This is a genomic window from Halobaculum rarum (assembly GCF_040025155.1).
Taxonomy (GTDB): Archaea; Halobacteriota; Halobacteria; order Halobacteriales; family Haloferacaceae; genus Halobaculum; species Halobaculum rarum.
Window position 1 is genome coordinate 721731 of record NZ_CP157275.1, and the last position, 16200, is coordinate 737930.

The 16200-nt window shown below is 65.3% G+C and carries 15 protein-coding genes; 6 read left to right on the forward strand and 9 right to left on the reverse strand.

Features of this window, described 5'->3' with window-relative positions; all coding sequences use genetic code 11:
* Positions 1 to 69 precede the first annotated feature (69 nt).
* Both ABJD39_RS03760 and ABJD39_RS03765 read right to left on the reverse strand, forming a co-directional pair.
* A complete protein-coding gene (locus ABJD39_RS03760) occupies positions 70 to 1161 on the reverse strand; it encodes a S1C family serine protease (RefSeq protein WP_348612285.1) in 1092 nt (363 codons plus the stop codon).
* Positions 1162 to 1355: 194 nt separating this feature from the next.
* Positions 1356 to 2897 (reverse strand): sensor histidine kinase, encoded by a 1542-nt coding sequence (locus tag ABJD39_RS03765; protein WP_348612287.1) that lies wholly within the window; start codon positions 2895 to 2897, stop codon positions 1356 to 1358.
* 250 nt (positions 2898 to 3147) lie between these two features.
* On the opposite strand from ABJD39_RS03765, the gene ABJD39_RS03770 reads away from it, so the two are divergent.
* Positions 3148 to 3417, forward strand: a complete 270-nt coding sequence (locus ABJD39_RS03770; RefSeq protein ID WP_348612289.1) for a HalOD1 output domain-containing protein — start codon at positions 3148 to 3150, stop codon at positions 3415 to 3417.
* A 308-nt stretch (positions 3418 to 3725) separates the two neighbouring features.
* The gene (locus tag ABJD39_RS03775) at positions 3726 to 6038 is read left to right on the forward strand and encodes a PAS domain-containing protein (protein ID WP_348612291.1); all 2313 of its coding nucleotides are present in this window, start codon (positions 3726 to 3728) and stop codon (positions 6036 to 6038) included.
* Positions 6039 to 6331: 293 nt separating this feature from the next.
* Here the strand turns inward: ABJD39_RS03775 and ABJD39_RS03780 are convergent, their stop codons facing one another.
* The 3 genes from ABJD39_RS03780 to ABJD39_RS03790 all read right to left on the reverse strand — a co-directional run bounded on the left by ABJD39_RS03780 (position 6332) and on the right by ABJD39_RS03790 (position 9539).
* A complete protein-coding gene (locus ABJD39_RS03780) occupies positions 6332 to 7285 on the reverse strand; it encodes an electron transfer flavoprotein subunit alpha/FixB family protein (protein ID WP_348612293.1) in 954 nt (317 codons plus the stop codon).
* Positions 7282 to 8073 carry an electron transfer flavoprotein subunit beta/FixA family protein gene (locus ABJD39_RS03785; protein ID WP_348612295.1) on the reverse strand — a complete coding sequence of 264 codons (792 nt, stop codon included), beginning with the start codon at positions 8071 to 8073 and terminating at the stop codon, positions 7282 to 7284. The genes ABJD39_RS03780 and ABJD39_RS03785 overlap by 4 nt, the downstream gene beginning before the upstream one ends.
* 89 nt (positions 8074 to 8162) lie before the next feature.
* Entirely contained in the window at positions 8163 to 9539 is a 1377-nt protein-coding gene (locus ABJD39_RS03790) for a helix-turn-helix transcriptional regulator (protein ID WP_348612297.1), read from the reverse strand.
* Between the two features lie 268 nt (positions 9540 to 9807).
* Here ABJD39_RS03790 and ABJD39_RS03795 point away from each other — a divergent pair, with 268 nt between their 5' ends.
* The gene (locus ABJD39_RS03795) at positions 9808 to 11151 is read left to right on the forward strand and encodes a DUF7096 domain-containing protein (protein ID WP_348612299.1); all 1344 of its coding nucleotides are present in this window, start codon (positions 9808 to 9810) and stop codon (positions 11149 to 11151) included.
* A gap of 79 nt (positions 11152 to 11230) precedes the next feature.
* Positions 11231 to 11788 carry a type IV pilin gene (locus tag ABJD39_RS03800; protein ID WP_348612301.1) on the forward strand — a complete coding sequence of 186 codons (558 nt, stop codon included), beginning with the start codon at positions 11231 to 11233 and terminating at the stop codon, positions 11786 to 11788.
* 23 nt (positions 11789 to 11811) lie between these two features.
* Here ABJD39_RS03800 and ABJD39_RS03805 read toward each other — a convergent pair whose 3' ends face one another.
* Entirely contained in the window at positions 11812 to 12477 is a 666-nt protein-coding gene (locus ABJD39_RS03805) for a methyltransferase domain-containing protein (RefSeq protein WP_348612303.1), read from the reverse strand.
* Between the two features lie 123 nt (positions 12478 to 12600).
* Between ABJD39_RS03805 and ABJD39_RS03810 the strand changes: the two genes are divergently transcribed.
* Positions 12601 to 13365, forward strand: coding sequence for a creatininase family protein (locus ABJD39_RS03810; protein ID WP_348612305.1), 765 nt, complete (start codon positions 12601 to 12603; stop codon positions 13363 to 13365).
* Between the two features lie 77 nt (positions 13366 to 13442).
* Here the strand turns inward: ABJD39_RS03810 and ABJD39_RS03815 are convergent, their stop codons facing one another.
* A complete protein-coding gene (locus ABJD39_RS03815) occupies positions 13443 to 13880 on the reverse strand; it encodes a DUF5790 family protein (RefSeq protein ID WP_348612307.1) in 438 nt (145 codons plus the stop codon).
* A gap of 131 nt (positions 13881 to 14011) precedes the next feature.
* Complete coding sequence (locus ABJD39_RS03820; RefSeq protein ID WP_348612308.1) at positions 14012 to 14362, reverse strand: dihydroneopterin aldolase family protein; 351 nt, start codon at positions 14360 to 14362, stop codon at positions 14012 to 14014.
* Between the two features lie 147 nt (positions 14363 to 14509).
* Between ABJD39_RS03820 and azf the strand changes: the two genes are divergently transcribed.
* Positions 14510 to 15313: an NAD-dependent glucose-6-phosphate dehydrogenase Azf gene (gene azf, locus ABJD39_RS03825; protein ID WP_348612310.1), complete on the forward strand. Its 804-nt coding sequence runs from the start codon at positions 14510 to 14512 to the stop codon at positions 15311 to 15313.
* 49 nt (positions 15314 to 15362) lie between these two features.
* Here the strand turns inward: azf and ABJD39_RS03830 are convergent, their stop codons facing one another.
* A complete protein-coding gene (locus tag ABJD39_RS03830) occupies positions 15363 to 15983 on the reverse strand; it encodes a DUF309 domain-containing protein (RefSeq protein WP_431357893.1) in 621 nt (206 codons plus the stop codon).
* Between the last annotated feature and the right edge of the window lie 217 nt (positions 15984 to 16200).

Here is a 16200-nt window from a genome sequence, read left to right on the forward strand (position 1 = left end):
CAACTACAGGTTGTCGAACTCGTGAAATACCTCGACGGCGAAAAGTGAGCTACACTCCTATGCAGCGGTTTATACGGGCGATTCCGGTCGCTCACCGAGGGTGACGGTCACCTGCTGGCGCTCTCCGTCTCTAATAATCGTCAGTGTCACCTCATCGCCCGGTCGGGTTTCTGTGAGTAGGTAGGATGAGAGGTCTTCACCGGAGCTGACGGACCGACCGTCGATGCTCACGATAACGTCCCCGCCGACGGGAATCCGACTCCCGTTCCGGGCGACGGTATCGGTCGTCCCCTGGAGGACGTCGCTCGCGGGGCCGCCCTCGACGGCCTTGTGGACGTAGAGGCCGCTGGTGACGGTGAGGTCGTTCGCCGCGATCAGTCCGGGGGTGAGCGGGGCGCTACTGACCCCTAAGAACGAGTGGTTGTACTCGCCGCTGTCGATCAGCTCTGGCACGACCCGATTGACGAGGTTCGGGGAGATAGCGAAGCCGATGTTATCCGCACGTTCCGCGGCGATGCCAGCGCTATTTACACCGACGACGGTCCCGTCACACCCGACGAGCGGGCCACCGCTGTTGCCGGGGTTGATCGGTGCATCGGTCTGAACCACGTTCGGGATCGAAAACCCGTTCTTCGTCGGCATGGAGCGGTTGAGCCCGCTCACGATCCCGTGCGTGATGGTCTCCTCTAATCCGAAGGGGTTGCCGATCGCGGCCACTTTGCTACCCTGTTCGGGCGGCGTGTCCGCCACGGAGAGCGCTTCGACGTAGCCGGGGGTTTCGTTCACCCGAACGACCGCCAGATCGGTGGAGCGATCTCGCCCGATGACTGTCCCGAGTTTTGATTCGTCCCGGGCGAACCCAACGATGACCGACTCGGCCGACCCGACGACGTGTGCGTTGGTGACGATATAACTCGCCGAGTTGGTTTCACCGGTCTGATAAACGAATCCCGACCCCTGGCCGGTGTCCGTCCTGATGGCGACGACGGAATCGATCGTCTGGTCGTACAGGCTACTGTAGTTACACGCAGCAGCCCCGTCCGTCTGTTGCGACTGAGCGATCCCTGTGCCGTCTGCCGTCGACGCGAGTACGCCTCCGGTCGCCGGGGCGACGACCATGATGAGTACGATGGCGCCGAGAACCCAGTATCTTGTTGACATCATCTGCAGTTCCGCCGCGACGTCTATAGTCTATCTTCCCGGATACTGGCCGGTTCACCGACATAGTATATCTTGGGAACTTGTGTCATAGACAGGTGATGAATGTGCTTTGTATCAGTACCTGCTGAACGAATAATCGACAGAGGATCTTCGTCGGTCAACAAGCAGACGGACGGAGCAGACCGTCCAGTCTCCTATGAACCGAGGAATTCGATATTCGTTATCTCGAACCGGGCGCCGCCCTCTGTGCTGTCGGTGACGTGTATCTCCCAGCCGTGGGCTGTCACGATCTCATAGACGATTTTGAGCCCGAACCCCGTGCCCTCGGCTGTCGTTGAGTAGCCAGCCTGGAACACGTCCTCGCGTTCGGCGTCGGGGATGCCGTCGCCGTCATCCGCCACAAAGAACCCCGACCCATCAGCGAGGTCACCCACCGTAATAGTCACGTCCGGGCCCCCATGTTCGATCGCGTTGCGGAACAGGTTCTCGAACACCTGTTGTAACCGACTCTCGTCGGCCAACACCGTTCCGCCGGTCGTCACGGTAAGACTCGCATCACCCGTCGAGACGGTGGCCCAGCAGTCCTCAACCAGAGACGGGAGATGGATCGCATCACGGCTGCCGACGACCTCGCCCTGACGGGCGAGCGCGAGCAGGTCTTCGATGAGCTGCTCCATCCGGGTCAGTGCCCGGGCAGCGATATCGAGGTGATCCCACTCGCCATCCTCTCGGGCAAGTTCGAGACGACCACTCGCGACGTTGAGCGGGTTCCTGAGATCGTGGGAGACCAAACTCGCGAACTCCTCCAGCCGGTCGCGCTCCCGGAGTAACTCCTGTTCCCGCTCGCTGAGTTGTGCTTCACGGTCAAGCCGGGCGAGCACCTGCGTGACGGTACCGGCCCAGATCTCGGCCAGCGTGACGTCCGTCTCGTCGAACGCGTTGGGTTCGGTCGCCGCGATGTTGAGCACGCCATACTCGCCCAGCGGGAGGACGAGTTCGCTTCGGAGCGACGTCTCAGGATTGTACCGCTCCGGGAGTGCCGTCAGGTCATCGATCACGCGAGATTCCTTCGTGGTGAACACCTCCCACGAGAGACTGTCCTCCCCCTGATAGGTGGGGATCGTATCGAGGATGTCCTCACTCTGCTCGGAGACCGCCGCGGGCGCCAGGACATTGCGGACGTCATCGTAGAGCCAGAGCCCGACGATGGGAAAGTCGAGGATGCGGTCGAGATACAGGACAGCACGGTCAGCGGCCTCGTCCTGTGTGTCGGTTTGTAGCAGGTCTTGGACAGCCCTGTGGAGTCCCTCGAGGTACGTGTTCTGCTCGTGAACTTCGAGTTCGGCGAGTTTACGGGTCGTGATATTGAGATGGCCCATCACGGCGAAGCGGGAATCCTGATGCTCGAATCCCTGCACCATCATCAGGAACCACCGCCGTTCAGCGGGGGAGTGACACGGGTACTCCAGGGTGAACTGGGCCTGCTCGCCTGCGAGCACCGCGTCCACCCCCTCGGCAGCCCTTTGGGCAGCCGCATCGTCCGCAGCGGTCGTCACCGCGAGATAGTTTTCACCGATCGTGGCGGCGTCCGTACCGACGAGGCCGTTCTCCAGGCCGAACGCACGCCACTGGTCGTTCGTGTAGAGAATCGTCCCATCGGCAGCCAAGACGGCAGCCTCTGCCGGGAACACGTCCAATGCGGCGGTCAGGAGATCGGCACTTGGAGAAGCGACCATCCCAGTACTACACAGTGGAAGTATAAGGCCACTCAGTTAACTGAACCTCAAAGATTCGAGTCAGGGCAGCCCGCAATAGTGCACATACTGTGCCTGTCGTCAAGGGTTCAGTATTCAACGCCCCGGGTGGACCGACCGCCGTGTTTTCCGGTCCCGCCTTCCGAAGGGCGTCCTGAACTGGCGAAGGTACGTACTAACCTGTGAGATACTGGTAATAACGGGTTTCCTATTGACAGCCCACGCCCTGTGCATGGATGATACACACGCGTTCTTCTACGAGCCGGACGAGGACGAAATGCTCAGCACAGAAGTCGTAACAGCGATCGCAGAGGCTCACGACGAGGACGTGATCGAGCAAAAATGGATCATCAGTGATGACATCAACACGGACGCACTCGACGGGCTCTTCGATAAAGGGAATCTCAAGACGACTCTCCAGTTTGAGGCGGATACGACGACGGTTACTATCACTGCCGACGAGAAGGGACACCCGATCATCAGAATCGAATCACACCGCTAACTTCGCACATGAGCCCGTCGAATACGCCGGTTTCCGGGTCGACGACTGCGCCGTCGGTTTGACCCTCACCGAACGCCGGCAGCGGTCCATCGAGCGAAGCTTCGACCGCTCCAACCAAAGCGACTTGCCGACGATACGGTTGTATCACAACTTACACGGCCGCTCGAGTGCTCCCTCCGTATTCTCAGTAGCTCTGGCTCCGTGTGACAACTGCTAGTGAGGTCACATATTGTATCCGAATTGAACATTCTCGTCCGTATCGAATATATTAATGGGATATCTGAATAGGTATTACTCGGGATTACGAAATGGGATCGACTGACGAAGAGATCCGTGTTCTTCATATCGATGACGAGCCGGGACTGGCGGACCTCGCCGCAACGTTTCTGGAACGGGAGGATGAGCGGTTTGTTGTCAAGTCTGTAACCGACCCGGGTACGGGGTTGGATCGACTCGTCGAGGGGGAGTTCGACTGCGTCATTTCGGATTACGATATGCCTGGCCGGAACGGGATCGAGTTTCTCAAAGCGGTCCGCGAGCGGTATCCGGATCTGCCGTTTATTCTCTATACCGGCAAAGGAAGTGAAGAGGTCGCCAGCGAGGCGATTTCCGCCGGTGTTACGGACTACTTGCAAAAGGAGTCCGGAACGGACCATTACAAACTGCTCGCCAACCGAGTGATGAATGCGGTTGTCCAAAGCCGAGCTCAACAGCAGGCAATGGTGGTTGAACAGCAGTTACAAGACTTGAGCGAGGTCAGTAACGATGTCCTTTGGATGTTCACTCACGATTGGAAGGAGCTTCTCTACATTAACCCGACATACGAAGATATCTGGGGTCGCTCTACGGAAACACTCGCAGAAGACCCTCTGGATCTCCTGAACGGCGTTCATCCGGATGACCGAGACGCTGTCCGGACAGCGATGGAACAACTTTCGAACGGGACGTCTATCGATATCGAATCCCGGGTGAACGCCGATGAGGAGTATCAGCGGTGGGTCTGGGTTCAGGGCTTCCCACTTACTGACGAGACGGGGACCGTTACCCGTATCGCTGGGTTCGTTCGTGACATTACTGATCGGAAACAACGCACTCAGGAACTCGAACTGAAAACGCGGGCGATGGACGAGGCACCAGTCGGGATTACCATCAGCGACCCCTCCCAAGAGGACAACCCGATAATCTACGCGAACGAGGGGTTCACGCAGGTCACCGGATATCCGACGCCAGAACTCATCGGTCGAAACTGTCGGTTCCTACAGGGTGGAGAGACAGATCCGGAGCGCGTTGCGGAAATGCGTCGGACGATCAACGCTGAGGAGCCGGTTACAGTCGAACTCCAAAACTACCGAAAGGGCGGGGAGAAGTTCTGGAACCGCATAACGATCGCTCCTGTGAAAGACGAAGCTGGGGAACTGAAGAACTTCGTCGGCTTCCAAGAAGATGTCACCGACCGGAAAGAGCAGCAACAAGAACGTGAGACGTTAGTCGAATCGCTGCAGGGACTCTACGATATCGCCACCAATACCGAAGTAGAACCCGACGACAAGATCACGCAACTATTGGGTCTGGGCCCGAGGAAACTTGATCTCCCGTACAGCTTTCTCACTCGGATAGAGACCGGAGAGTTGGATCAGGGGCAGGGGGTACAACGAGTCGTCGAAGCGAGTGGAAACCACGATCTCCTACAGCCGAGAAGTTCATGCCCGCTCTCGGAGTCGTACTGTCGAAAGACTATCCAGGCAGGCGGGATCTTAGAGATTCAAGACGCCGTAGAAGCGGGCTGGGAAGACGATCCAGCGTATGAACGATTCGATCTCGGGAGTTATATCGGCACGTCTGTCACGGTCGGGGATGACATCTACGGGACAGTCTTTTTCGCATCGACTCACCCTCGTGAGGAGCCGTTCAGCGAGGCCGAGCGAACCTTTGTACAACTCGCGAGTCAGTTGGTGAGTTACGAACTCGAACGGAAGGTGGTGACTAGTGAACTAACGCATCGGAATCGGCGACTCGAGGAGTTTACTAGGATTGTGAGCCACGACTTGGAGGGTCCACTAACTGCCGCTCAGCGTACTATTGAACTGGCCGCTGAAGAGTGTGACAGTAGCTATCTCGAGACGGCTGGAGACGCAGTCGAACGCAGTCAGGCCCAGATCGATGAGTTGGTGGCGTTAGCACGGGAAGGCGATCAGGCAAACGACAGCGAAGCTGTCGATCTCGAAACGATACTTGAACACTGCTGGCAGAACGTCCACACTGGAACTGCAACACTCGTAACAGCGACCGATAGCTCAATTCGAGCGAACCCGAATCGACTCGAGCAACTGGTCGAGAACCTCCTCGGCAACGCGGTTGCGCATGGAGGTGAGGACGTTACGATTACGGTGGGTGATCTCGCCGGCGGATTCTATATCGAGGACGACGGTCACGGAATTCCAGAAGAGGACCGAAGTGGGATCTTCGAAGTCGGATATTCTACAGCACCGGACGGGACTGGATTCGGGTTGAGTGTCGTCACGCAGATCGTTGACGATCACGGCTGGGAGATCGAGGTAACAGAGAGCTCGACTGGCGGCGCACGGTTCGAGATCACGGACGTCGAATTCGTTGAGGCGTAGCGTTAGACTCCGATAAATACGCAGACCTACCGCGCGGTTGTTTCGCTCGGGGTCCTCGAAATCGGGGGTCACCCATACTCCTGTGCATGAATCGAGCGACCCCCTGCAGTTGTGGTTCGCACTCGGGGGTGTACCACGAGCGAGCGGCCTTTTGACCATCAGCAGATCGCGGAGCGATTCTGATTAGCAGTCGGATTCGAAGAATCCGACCGCATGAACGGGGTTTGTTTGGCGGGGGTCGACGAGCGAGCGCGGCGAAGCCGCGCGAGCGAGGAGGACCCCGTTAAAGAGGTTCAGTCGAACTGTTCGATCAGCGCCGGCACCACGTCGAACAGATCGCCGACGATCCCGTAGTCGGCGATGTCAAAGATCGGGGCGTTCGGGTCGGTGTTGATCGCGATGATCGTCTCGGCGCCCTTCATCCCCGCGACGTGTTGGACGGCCCCCGAGATACCGATCGCGAGGTACACGTCCGGCGTGACCTGCTTGCCCGACTGGCCGACCTGTCGGTTCTTCGGCAGCCAGCCGCTGTCGACGATGGGTCGCGAGGACGACATCGTCGCGCCGGTGACCTCGGCGAGCTCCTCGATGAGTTCGAGGTTCTCCTCCTCCTCGATGCCGCGACCGATCGAGACGAGGAACTCCGCGTCGGCGATGTCCACGTCGCCGGCGCCGACCTCCTGGAAGCCCTGAACGCGGGCCCCGGACGCCGACTCGTCGAAGTCGTACTCGAACGCCTCCACGGGCACGTCGACCCGGTCCTCGACGGCCTCCCACTCGCCGGCGCGAACGGTGACGGCGAACGGCTCCTCGCTCAACTCGAGGGTCGTCTCGACCTTCGAGCCGTACATCTCGCGGGTCGCCACCAGCCCGTCGTCGTACGCGAGGTCGACCGCGTCCGTGACCAGCGGTACGTCGAGGCGGTTCGCCACCGCCGGCGCGTAGTCGAGCCCGTTGACGGAGTTGGGCATGAGGACGGCCGTCGGTGCGAGTTGCTCGAACAGCGCGGCGGTCGCGCCGGCGTACAGGTCATGGTTGAACTCCTCGCCGGCTTCGACCGTGTGGATCGTGTCGACTCCCTCGAGCGACAGGTCGGCGGCGAACCCCTCGACATCGCCGGCGATCACCGCGAGGTGGAGGTCGCCGCCGAGGTCGTCGGCCAGTTCGTGCCCGGCACGGACCATCTCGAAGCTCACGTCGCGCACGGTGCCGCGACGGTGGTCGGCGACCGCGAGCACGTCGCTCATTCCGAGACCACCCCCTTCTCGCGGAGCACGTCAGCCAACTCCGCGGCCTGCTCGTCGGCCGCGCCGTCGAAGTACGTCGCGTCCGACTCCGTCTCCGGTTCGTACATCCCGGTGCGCGAGATGGGCGAGGCGACCGCGTCGGCGTCGAGCCCTAACTCGGCGAGCCCGAACTCGGCGATCTCCTTGCTCTGTGCCTGGCGGATACCGCGGAGGCTGGCGTACCGCGGCTCGTTCAGCCCCGTCTGGATAGTGAGCACCGCGGGCAAGTCCACGTCGGTCAGCTCCTCGATGCCGCCCTCCAGTTCGCGGTGGACGTGGGCCATCGAGAGGTCGTCCTCGGTCTCCAGGTGGTTGACGACCGCCGCCCAGTCGAAGCCGATCTCGTCGGCCAGCGAGACGCCGGTGGCGCCGAACCCGTCGTCGGCCGCCTGCACGCCTGTGAGTACGAGGTCCGGCTCCTCCTCGTCGACGACGGCCGCGAACAGCCGCGTCTTGGCCGCCACGTCGAGGTCCGCGGCCGCGACGTCGTCGTCCCACACGCGGATCGCGCGGTCGACGCCCTTCGCGAGCGCCATTCGGATCGTCTCCTCCGCGCGCTCGGGACCGATCGTCGCGGAGACGACCTCCACGTCGTCGTACGTCTCTGAGAGCTGGACGGCCGCCTCGACGGCGTAGTCGTCCCACTCGTTGAGGTCGTATTCGAGGAACTGTTCCCCGATGTCTGTCCCCTCGATCTCGAAGTCGTCGGCCGCTTCCGCGACCTCCTTGACCGTGACGAGGATCTTCATCGCGCAATCGTTGCCACGGTCGGAGGTAAACAGTTTCGGAACCGCTGGCAACGGGCGACGCGTCGGTCCGGGTCGAGCGGTCCCCGAAGCTACGACTGGCCGTCGGAGCCGGTATCGGTGTTGGCACCGTTGCCGTCGGCCTCATCGCCGGTAGCTTCGTCTCCATCGGCCAGCGAAATGAGGTTCTCGCGGCCGAGCCGTAACTTCTCGACGCGCCCGTCGTCGGCCATCGCCGACAGCAACTGGGACACCTTCGCGTCCGACCAGCCGGTCTTCTCCACGATCGTTCCCTGACGCATCCGGCCGCCATGCTCATCGAGGAGTCGCTCGACGCGTTCCTCGTCCGAGAGCAGTTCCAGGTCCTCCTGTGGTTTGGAAGCGCTGTCGTCGGCGTCAACGCCGGGCTCATCGGTCCCATCGACCGTCGTCCCATCGTTCCCGGCGACCGTGCCGGCAGCGTCGTCTACCGACCCTTCGCCGTCTTCCGGTCGGCCGGACGCAGCGACGGCGGATCCGCCATCGCCGTTGTATCCGCCGTTATCGGCGGGTGCAGTGTCTGTTTCGGCCGTCGAACGGCTGGATTTGCCGGATATCGATTCTACACTGGAATCGGCGTCCCCGGTTCCCGCGTTGGCGACGTTCCCGCGCCGGTACGCCAACACCGCGACGGCGAACAGCAGCACGACGCCGGCGCCCGCGAGCAGTTCGAGCAGATACGACGAGTTGGGGGGCGGCGAGTCACCGGGCTCGTATCGGACCGCGATGTCGCCGGCCTCGAACTGCTGGGGGCCCTGGGCGACGATCCGGCGGTCGCTGATCGAGTAGCTGAACCCCTGGGATACGTCGCTCACCTCGTAGTCGGCCGGCGGCTCGATGACGAGTCGCTGGTCGGCCGACAGCGAGCCGAACCAGGTCCCGTTGTTCGGGGTCCGGAACGCGTCGCCGAGCGCGAGGACGCCGTCGTTGCCCGGTTCGAGGAATCCCGTCCAGGTGAACCGAAGCCGGAGAGCGCCCGAGCCATTCGCCAGCGTCGCCGTGCGGTTCACCCGGTCGATCGACATCTCTCGTCCGGTGGCCTCGGAGGCGGCGACCGCGGCGTTTCTGAAGGGTTCGACCGTCGGTCCGCCCTCCGCGTCACCTGTTTCGTACGAGCGGGCGTACTCGCGGAAGGCGTCGCGGGCGGCCTCGTCTTCAAGCGAGACCCGCGTTTCGACGGTCCACCGGGCGGAGCCGTCCTCGCGGAGGGAGACGGTGAAGTTCGTTCGTGGCGTGCCGACCGACGACGCGACCTGCGGGGACGCACTGCCGGTCGGGGGGGCGATCGCCTGTGGAACGGCGTCGACCGAGCCGCTCATCCGGTCCGCAGTAGGGAGTTGGTCGGCCGGCTGGACGGCCGCCGCGGCCGTCGCGCCCGTGGCGACCGGGACGAGAACGACGAGCACGGCGAGGAGGGCGACGTACCGCATGCTGTGTATGCGACTCTTGGCGTTTTGGCAAAACCCTTTCCATCGGGGGTCGCGATCGCGGCGCCAGCACCCAGTTCCGGACCAGTTGCCGGCGCGTCCGTGGCCGATTCCTCGGACCGGTCGGGGCCAGTATGAACTCGGTCACGTTCCGTCCATCGGTCCATCGGGCTCGGTTCGTCGGTGGCGGGCTCCGACAGTCTGTGTGCCCCTGCTGTACACCTCTCCGTGTGGACCGGTTTTTTATCGGATGACTCGGTACTCACCTCCCATGCGAGCTATCCCCGTCCTCGTTGCGGTCCTCCTCGTGTCCGTCGCCGTCGGCGGTGCGCTCTCGGTTCCCGATGGGGGCGAACCGCGGGTCACGGCAGCCGGCGGACCCTCCACGCCGGCACCGATCGGTCCGGCCGCTGCCCACGGTTCGACCTCCGCGACCACCGTGGCCGCGATCAACGGCTCGGCGCCGATCCGTGTCCTTTCGCTGGAGGGCAACGGCAGCGTCGCCTCCGGCATCGACGTGGTGAGCGTCGACGCGGGCACGGCGACCTCCTTCGGCGCGAACGCGTCCGCCGCCCGCATTGAGACCATCGCGCTCCGCGAGCGCATCACGAACGCGAGCACCAGCGACGAACGCCAGATCCGTATCCTCGACGGGTTGAACGAGGTCGACAAGGACGTCATCACGCTCCACAGCCGGCACCGCGAGGCGATCGCCGCCTACCACGCAGGGGAGATCTCCGCGAAGGAGTTCCTCGTCGAACTGGCGCAGATGCGCGCGAGCGCGGCGGTACTCGAGGAGCGAGTCCTCATGCTCGAGCGGCTCGCCGAGGAGACGGAGGACTTCACGCTGGACGACAGCCGTGTGTACCCCGTAGTGTACGACCTTCGCACGTTCGATGGGCCGGTCAGATCGCGGGCCGCCGCCGCACTCGACGGCGAGCCCGGGGCGTCGACGCGGGTGTACGTCGCGACGACGGAGTCGGGGATCGTCCTCTCGACGGTCGCGGACGGCCAGTTCGTCCGGGAGGCGTTCCGCGGCGACCTTCGCGAGCGCGACGGCACGGGGATCGACGAGGAGACCGCCCAGAACGTCACGGCGCGGAGCTACCCCGAGGTGTGGGCCGCCACCGGCGGCTCGGTCGCGGGACAGGGCTCGGGCGGAACGTTCCTGTTCGATCTCGCGTACCCGAACGGGACGCTGACCGCGTTCGTCGGCGGCGGGACCGAGCGCGTGTTCATGGAGCACCAGCGCGTCGACCTCGACGCCGTCTCCGCGGGCGAGGCCACCACGAGGACGCTCGATCTCACCCTGACGGTGAACCGAACGTTCCCGGGCGGCCCGCTTCGTGTCGCCGTCACCGACCCGCGGACGGGCGACCCCGTCGACGCGGTCGTGAAGATCGGCCGCGAGGGCGGCGAGAGCGTGGACGTCGGGACGACGGGCGACGACGGCACCCTCTGGACCGTCTCTCCGCGCGGCGGGTTCGTCGTCACCGTCGTCGAGGTCGGCTCGACGGAGGTCTCCACGGTCAGCGTCACGCCGACCGACCCGGTGACGGTCGAGGAGGCGCTCGGCGCGGCGGGCGAGCGCGACTCGTCGAACGCCAGCGGGTGACAGTCCACATCCGATAGTTCGCTTCGAGGTCTCCGCGGCGAGTGTTTATCACTGATGACGGGACCACCTCCCGTCGTCGATGGATCGAGACACGTCGGGGGACCCGATCGTACACCGTCCGGCGACGGGGCGTGAGCAACGAGCCGTCGCCGCTCCCGTCGGCGTCGCCCTGTTGGTGCTCGCGACGGTCGCGCTCTCGGCGACGGTCGGAGCGGCGACGCTGTCGGCGACAGGCGTGACGCACTCGGAGAGCGAAGCGCAGGGATCGGTCGCATCGGCGCCGGGTTCGGGACCGACCACAGCCGTGGTCGGTCTCGCGGTCACGGACGGGACGCTCACTCTCACGCACCGCGGCGGCGACACGCTCGACGTTCGCCGGGTGCGCATCGTGATCCGCGTCGATGGAGACCGCCTCCGCCATCAGCCGCCGGTCCCGTTCTTCGCCGCGCGGGGGTTCGAGAGCGGACCGACCGGGCCGTTCAACCTCGCGAGCGATCACGCGTGGTCGGCCGGCGAGTCCACGACCGTGACGCCCGCCGGGACGAACCGCCCGCAGATCCGACCGGGGGCCAGTGTCGAGGTGTCGGTGTTCGTCGGCTCGCAGCGACTGGCCGCGCCGACCACGGTCGCCGGATGACGGCGGACGGACGCTCCGTCGCGTCAGTCGCCGCCCGCGTCGCCGTCCCCGTCGTCAGCTGTGTCCTCGGCTTCGGGCACGGTCGCAACGGTCGTGATCGCTCGCGGCGATCCGCGGTGGCGCTGCTGGATGAAGTGGCGCGTCTCCTCGAAGCCGGCCTCGCGGAACATCTCCTCGGCCTCCTCGGCGTCGTAGAACAGCATGATCGCGTCCGCGAGTTTCTGGAACACGCGGAGCTTCGGATAGTCGGGACCGACGACGAGCACGGTGCCGCCGGGCTTGACGACGCGCCGGAACTCCCGGAGCGCGGCGACGGGATCGGGCCAGTACTCGATGGAGCCCGACGACCAGAGCTTGTCGAAGCTGTCGTCCTTGAACGGGAGGCGCTCGGCGTCGCCCCTGTGGAAGTGGACCTTCCCGTGCTTGCCGAACTTGCGGAACGCCTGCTCGAACTGGCCGCGCGACTGGTCGAGCGCGTACACCTCGTCGACGTGATTGAGCAGCCCCTCGGTGGCGAATCCGGTGCCGGCGCCGACGTCGAGCACGCGGTCGTCGCGGTCGGCGTCGAACCACTCCAGCGCCTGGTTTCGCATCCGGTCGTCCCAGATATAGGGGTTGATCGTATCGTAAACGCGCGAGAAGTACCGATAGAACAGCCGCGCGTTGTCCTTGTCCTCGAGGATACCCATTGTGCTCGCGTTGGGCCGCGCCGGTCATAACCCCCACGGAACCGAGGAGGCCGGCCTCCTCGCCGGCGACTCCGCGGCGTCGGCATAGCCGACTACAAGTCCACCCGGAACGGATCGACCCGCATGAACCTCTCGGAGGCGACGTGGACGGAGGTCCGCGACGCCGACGTCGACGCCGCGGTGCTCCCCGTCGGGAGCACCGAACAGCACGGCCCGCACGCCCCGCTGGGGACCGACGCGATGACGGCCGAGGCCGTCGCCGAGGCGGCCGCCGATCGGTGGACGGACGCCGACGCGAGCGACACGAACGACTCCGTCGCCGCTGGCGACCTCCTCGTGGCGCCGCCGGTCCACGTCGGCGTCGCCGAGGAGCACCGCGCGTTCGACGGCACGCTGTGGGTGTCGCCGGATACGTTCCGCGCGTACGTCCGCGAGACCGTCGAGAGTCTCGCACACCACGGTATCGACCGCGTCGTCCTCGTCAACGGGCACGGCGGCAACGTGGAGGCGATCGCGGAGGTCGCCCGACGCGTCTCGCGCGACGACGCGACCGACGCCTACGCGGTCTCGTTCACGTGGTTCGAGGCGGTCGGCGAGCACGCGAGCAGGATGGGCCACGGCGGCCCGCTGGAGACCGCGATGCTGCGCCACGTCGCGCCCGGACTCGTTCGCGATGACCGCATCGAGGAGGGGAGAGACGGCGGGAGCCCGCGCTGGGGGGAATGGGTTCGCGGGGTGAACCTCGCACACGACAGCGACGAGTTCACCGAGAACGGGGTCGTCGGCGATCCCACGAAGGGGACCGCCGAACTCGGGGAAGCGCTGCTCGACCGGGCGAGCGAGGCGCTGTGTGACGTGGCTCGCGCGGTCGTCGAACGCGAGCGGTGAGGCCGCCGAAAACGAACGGGCCGGGATGGACCGTCAGGGACGGGCGGCCGGAGCCGGGCGACCGGGGGAGCGGCCGACTACGCCTCCGCTTCCTCGGCGTCGTCCGCGTCGGCATCGACGCCCTCCGCGTGGGCGTCCTCGAGGTCGCTTTTGATCTGGGGGAGGACGCTCGTGAGATCGCCGACTTGATCGTGGGTCTCCTCCAGCGTCTCGACCAGTTCCTGAAGCTCCTCGATCTCCGCGGCGAGGTCCTCGTCCTCCTCGAACGCGCCGGCGCGCTCGCCCAGCACGTACTGTTTCTTCGCCTGCCGTAGCTCCTCGACCGCGTCGCCGGTGTCCAGCGCCGAGCGGAGGCCGTTGAGCGCGCCGAGAACGTTGTCGGCGTCCGTCTCCCAGACCGCGTCCGCATCCGGAAGCGTCGCCTTCGCCGCGCGGAGGTGCGCCTCCACGTCGGTGCGCATCTCGTCGGCCGCTTCCCCGAACAGGTCGTCGTCGTCGAAGGTAGACTGGGCCATGGTCGCGCGTTCGCCGGGGACCTTCTTAAGCGGTCGCCCGAAAGTGAAAGTGAAATCGGCGGCGGCGGGAACCGAACCGCTCGAATCCGGTCGTCGCCGTCGGCACCGAGACTGAGAACCGAGGGAGCGGATCACTCGTCCCGATCGACGACCCCCACGAGCTTCATCAGCGGGTAGCCGTCCTCCATCTCCATGCGCGTGCGGACGGTGACCGCCTCGTACGCGACGCGCATGTCCACCTCCATCAGGTGTCCCGACAGCTCGGTGTAGCCGTTCTCGTGGTCGATATCGGCGGCGACCGCCTCGTCGTCGATGTCGACGGTCACCGACTCGCAGTACGGCTGGTTCTCGATCGACTCGGCGATCGCCGTCTCCAGCGAGCGCGTGCTCCGCGGGGAGACGGGCGTTCCCGCGAACTGATGGTACAGCGAGCCGAACTTGATGCCGGCCTCGAAACACGCCTGCTGGGCGTCGGTGGTCATGGTCGCCCGTCGGCGCGGTCGGGCAAAGACGTACCGAGTGCCGACGTTCGGACGTGCGGGAGCACCGCCCGAACGACCTGTCAACGGCGGTGAGAACGCCGATCGAACCGCACCTTACTTACCCGCGCTCACCGGACACACGACCGAATGGACGAACCGGTACTGCTCACTGGAGCGGGCGGGCGCGTCGGCCGCGCCATCCTGACCGGCATCGACGAGGCGTACGACTGGCGCCTCCTCGACCGCGAACCGGTCGCCGCCGACGCGCTACCCGACGGCGTCAGCGACCACGACGTGGTCGTCGCCGACGTGACCGACGACGCGGCGGTCCGCGAGGCCGTCGAGGGCGTCGGCGCGGTCGTCCACCTCGCCGGCGACCCGCGCCCGAACGCACCGTGGGACTCCGTCCTCTCGAACAACATCGACGGCACGCAGACGATGCTCGAGGCCGCCGTCGACGCCGGCGTCGACCGGTTCGTCTTCGCCTCCTCCAACCACGCGGTCGGGGCGTACGAGACCGACGACCGGACCCCCCACATGTACCGCAAGGACGACGAGTTCCGCCTGAACGGCTCGGAACTCCCGCGCCCGTCGAATCTCTACGGCGTCTCGAAGGCCGCCGGCGAGACGCTCGGGCGCTACTACCACGACCACCACGACCTCTCGGTCGCGTGCGTCCGCATCGGTAACCTCACGAAGGATCACCCGCCCAAGGAGTACGAGCGCGGGCAGGCGATGTGGCTCTCCCATCGCGACTGCGCGCACCTGTTCGACCGCTGTCTCGCCGCCGACTACGACTACGAGATCGTCTACGGCATCTCGGACAACGACCGGAAGTACTACTCTATCGAGCGCGCCCGTGAGGTACTCGGCTACGAGCCCGAGGACAACTCCGCTGAGTACACCTTCAGCGGGGAACCGAAGGAGCAAGTCGAGCCGGACTCGGCCTAGGACCTCGTCCGGGTCCCGGTTCCGCCCGCCGCATCTCTCGCGTTCGCGTTCAGAACAGTCCCTCTACGTCCGCTTCCTTTCGCCGCTCCTGCTCGACCAATCCCGATAGCCGGTCGTACACCAGTCGCCGCTCCTGCGGCGTATCAACACGGATGAGGTCGAACAGCAGCGCCGCGAACTGCGAGCGCCCAGCCCGCTCCTCCTCGCGCGCGAACCGCGCCGCGTCCGCGACCGCGTCGGCGTCGAGGCCGTGCTCCTCCGCGAGCGCCTCGGCCGCGAGCCCGGCGGCCGCCAGCGACAGCGACTCGGGCGCGATGCGGCCGCCCTCGTATCGCAGCGGCGGGGCCGGCCCGCGCTCGACGCCCTCGGGGTCCGCCCGGAGTCGAACGAGCGCGTCGCGTGCGCCCGCAACGTCGACGCCGCGGTGGTCGTCCGGCACCTCGGCGAGATACTCCCGGCCGCTCTCCGCGAGGCCGACCGCGCCCGACCAGTTGCGGTCGCGGGCGTGGTGCTGTGCGGCGGTGAACTGGATCAGCCCGTGGAACAGTGCCTCGTCGCGGACGGCGGTGTCGGCGGCGTCGCCGGCGGCGACCGCGTCCTTCAGATCGAGCCAGACGGCTTCCCAAGGGTCGTGGGCGGCGTGGAACTCGCCGGCCGTGTAGAGGGCCATGCCGGCGCGAAGCGCCGCGACGCGTGCGGACTCGTCCGGGGCGTCGCTGGTGGTCACAGCTGAACTCGGGCGGGCGAGCGTTTCAGTCTGTCCGTGGCGGCGGCTCGTTCATCGCTCAAATCTCCGTGTGTAGACTCGAAGTCGGCGCGGACGACTCGCTTCGCTCACGGCTCACTCCGTTCGCCGTTCGCGTCGAGGCGTTCGCTCCGCTCACGCC

What these genes read in the sequence shown, in the direction of transcription:
- ABJD39_RS03790 (WP_348612297.1), bottom strand. Translation starts at nt 9,539, where the DNA reads ATGCGGTACGTCGCCCTCCTCGCCGTGCTCGTCGTTCTCGTCCCGGTC.
- ABJD39_RS03775 (WP_348612291.1), top strand. Translation starts at nt 3,726, where the DNA reads ATGGGATCGACTGACGAAGAGATCCGTGTTCTTCATATCGATGACGAG.
- ABJD39_RS03805 (WP_348612303.1), bottom strand. Translation starts at nt 12,477, where the DNA reads ATGGGTATCCTCGAGGACAAGGACAACGCGCGGCTGTTCTATCGGTAC.
- ABJD39_RS03830 (WP_431357893.1), bottom strand. Translation starts at nt 15,983, where the DNA reads ATGGCCCTCTACACGGCCGGCGAGTTCCACGCCGCCCACGACCCTTGG.
- ABJD39_RS03810 (WP_348612305.1), top strand. Translation starts at nt 12,601, where the DNA reads ATGAACCTCTCGGAGGCGACGTGGACGGAGGTCCGCGACGCCGACGTC.
- ABJD39_RS03795 (WP_348612299.1), top strand. Translation starts at nt 9,808, where the DNA reads ATGCGAGCTATCCCCGTCCTCGTTGCGGTCCTCCTCGTGTCCGTCGCC.
- ABJD39_RS03770 (WP_348612289.1), top strand. Translation starts at nt 3,148, where the DNA reads ATGGATGATACACACGCGTTCTTCTACGAGCCGGACGAGGACGAAATG.
- azf (WP_348612310.1), top strand. Translation starts at nt 14,510, where the DNA reads ATGGACGAACCGGTACTGCTCACTGGAGCGGGCGGGCGCGTCGGCCGC.
- ABJD39_RS03820 (WP_348612308.1), bottom strand. Translation starts at nt 14,362, where the DNA reads ATGACCACCGACGCCCAGCAGGCGTGTTTCGAGGCCGGCATCAAGTTC.
- ABJD39_RS03780 (WP_348612293.1), bottom strand. Translation starts at nt 7,285, where the DNA reads ATGAGCGACGTGCTCGCGGTCGCCGACCACCGTCGCGGCACCGTGCGC.
- ABJD39_RS03785 (WP_348612295.1), bottom strand. Translation starts at nt 8,073, where the DNA reads ATGAAGATCCTCGTCACGGTCAAGGAGGTCGCGGAAGCGGCCGACGAC.
- ABJD39_RS03760 (WP_348612285.1), bottom strand. Translation starts at nt 1,161, where the DNA reads ATGTCAACAAGATACTGGGTTCTCGGCGCCATCGTACTCATCATGGTC.
- ABJD39_RS03815 (WP_348612307.1), bottom strand. Translation starts at nt 13,880, where the DNA reads ATGGCCCAGTCTACCTTCGACGACGACGACCTGTTCGGGGAAGCGGCC.
- ABJD39_RS03765 (WP_348612287.1), bottom strand. Translation starts at nt 2,897, where the DNA reads ATGGTCGCTTCTCCAAGTGCCGATCTCCTGACCGCCGCATTGGACGTG.
- ABJD39_RS03800 (WP_348612301.1), top strand. Translation starts at nt 11,231, where the DNA reads ATGGATCGAGACACGTCGGGGGACCCGATCGTACACCGTCCGGCGACG.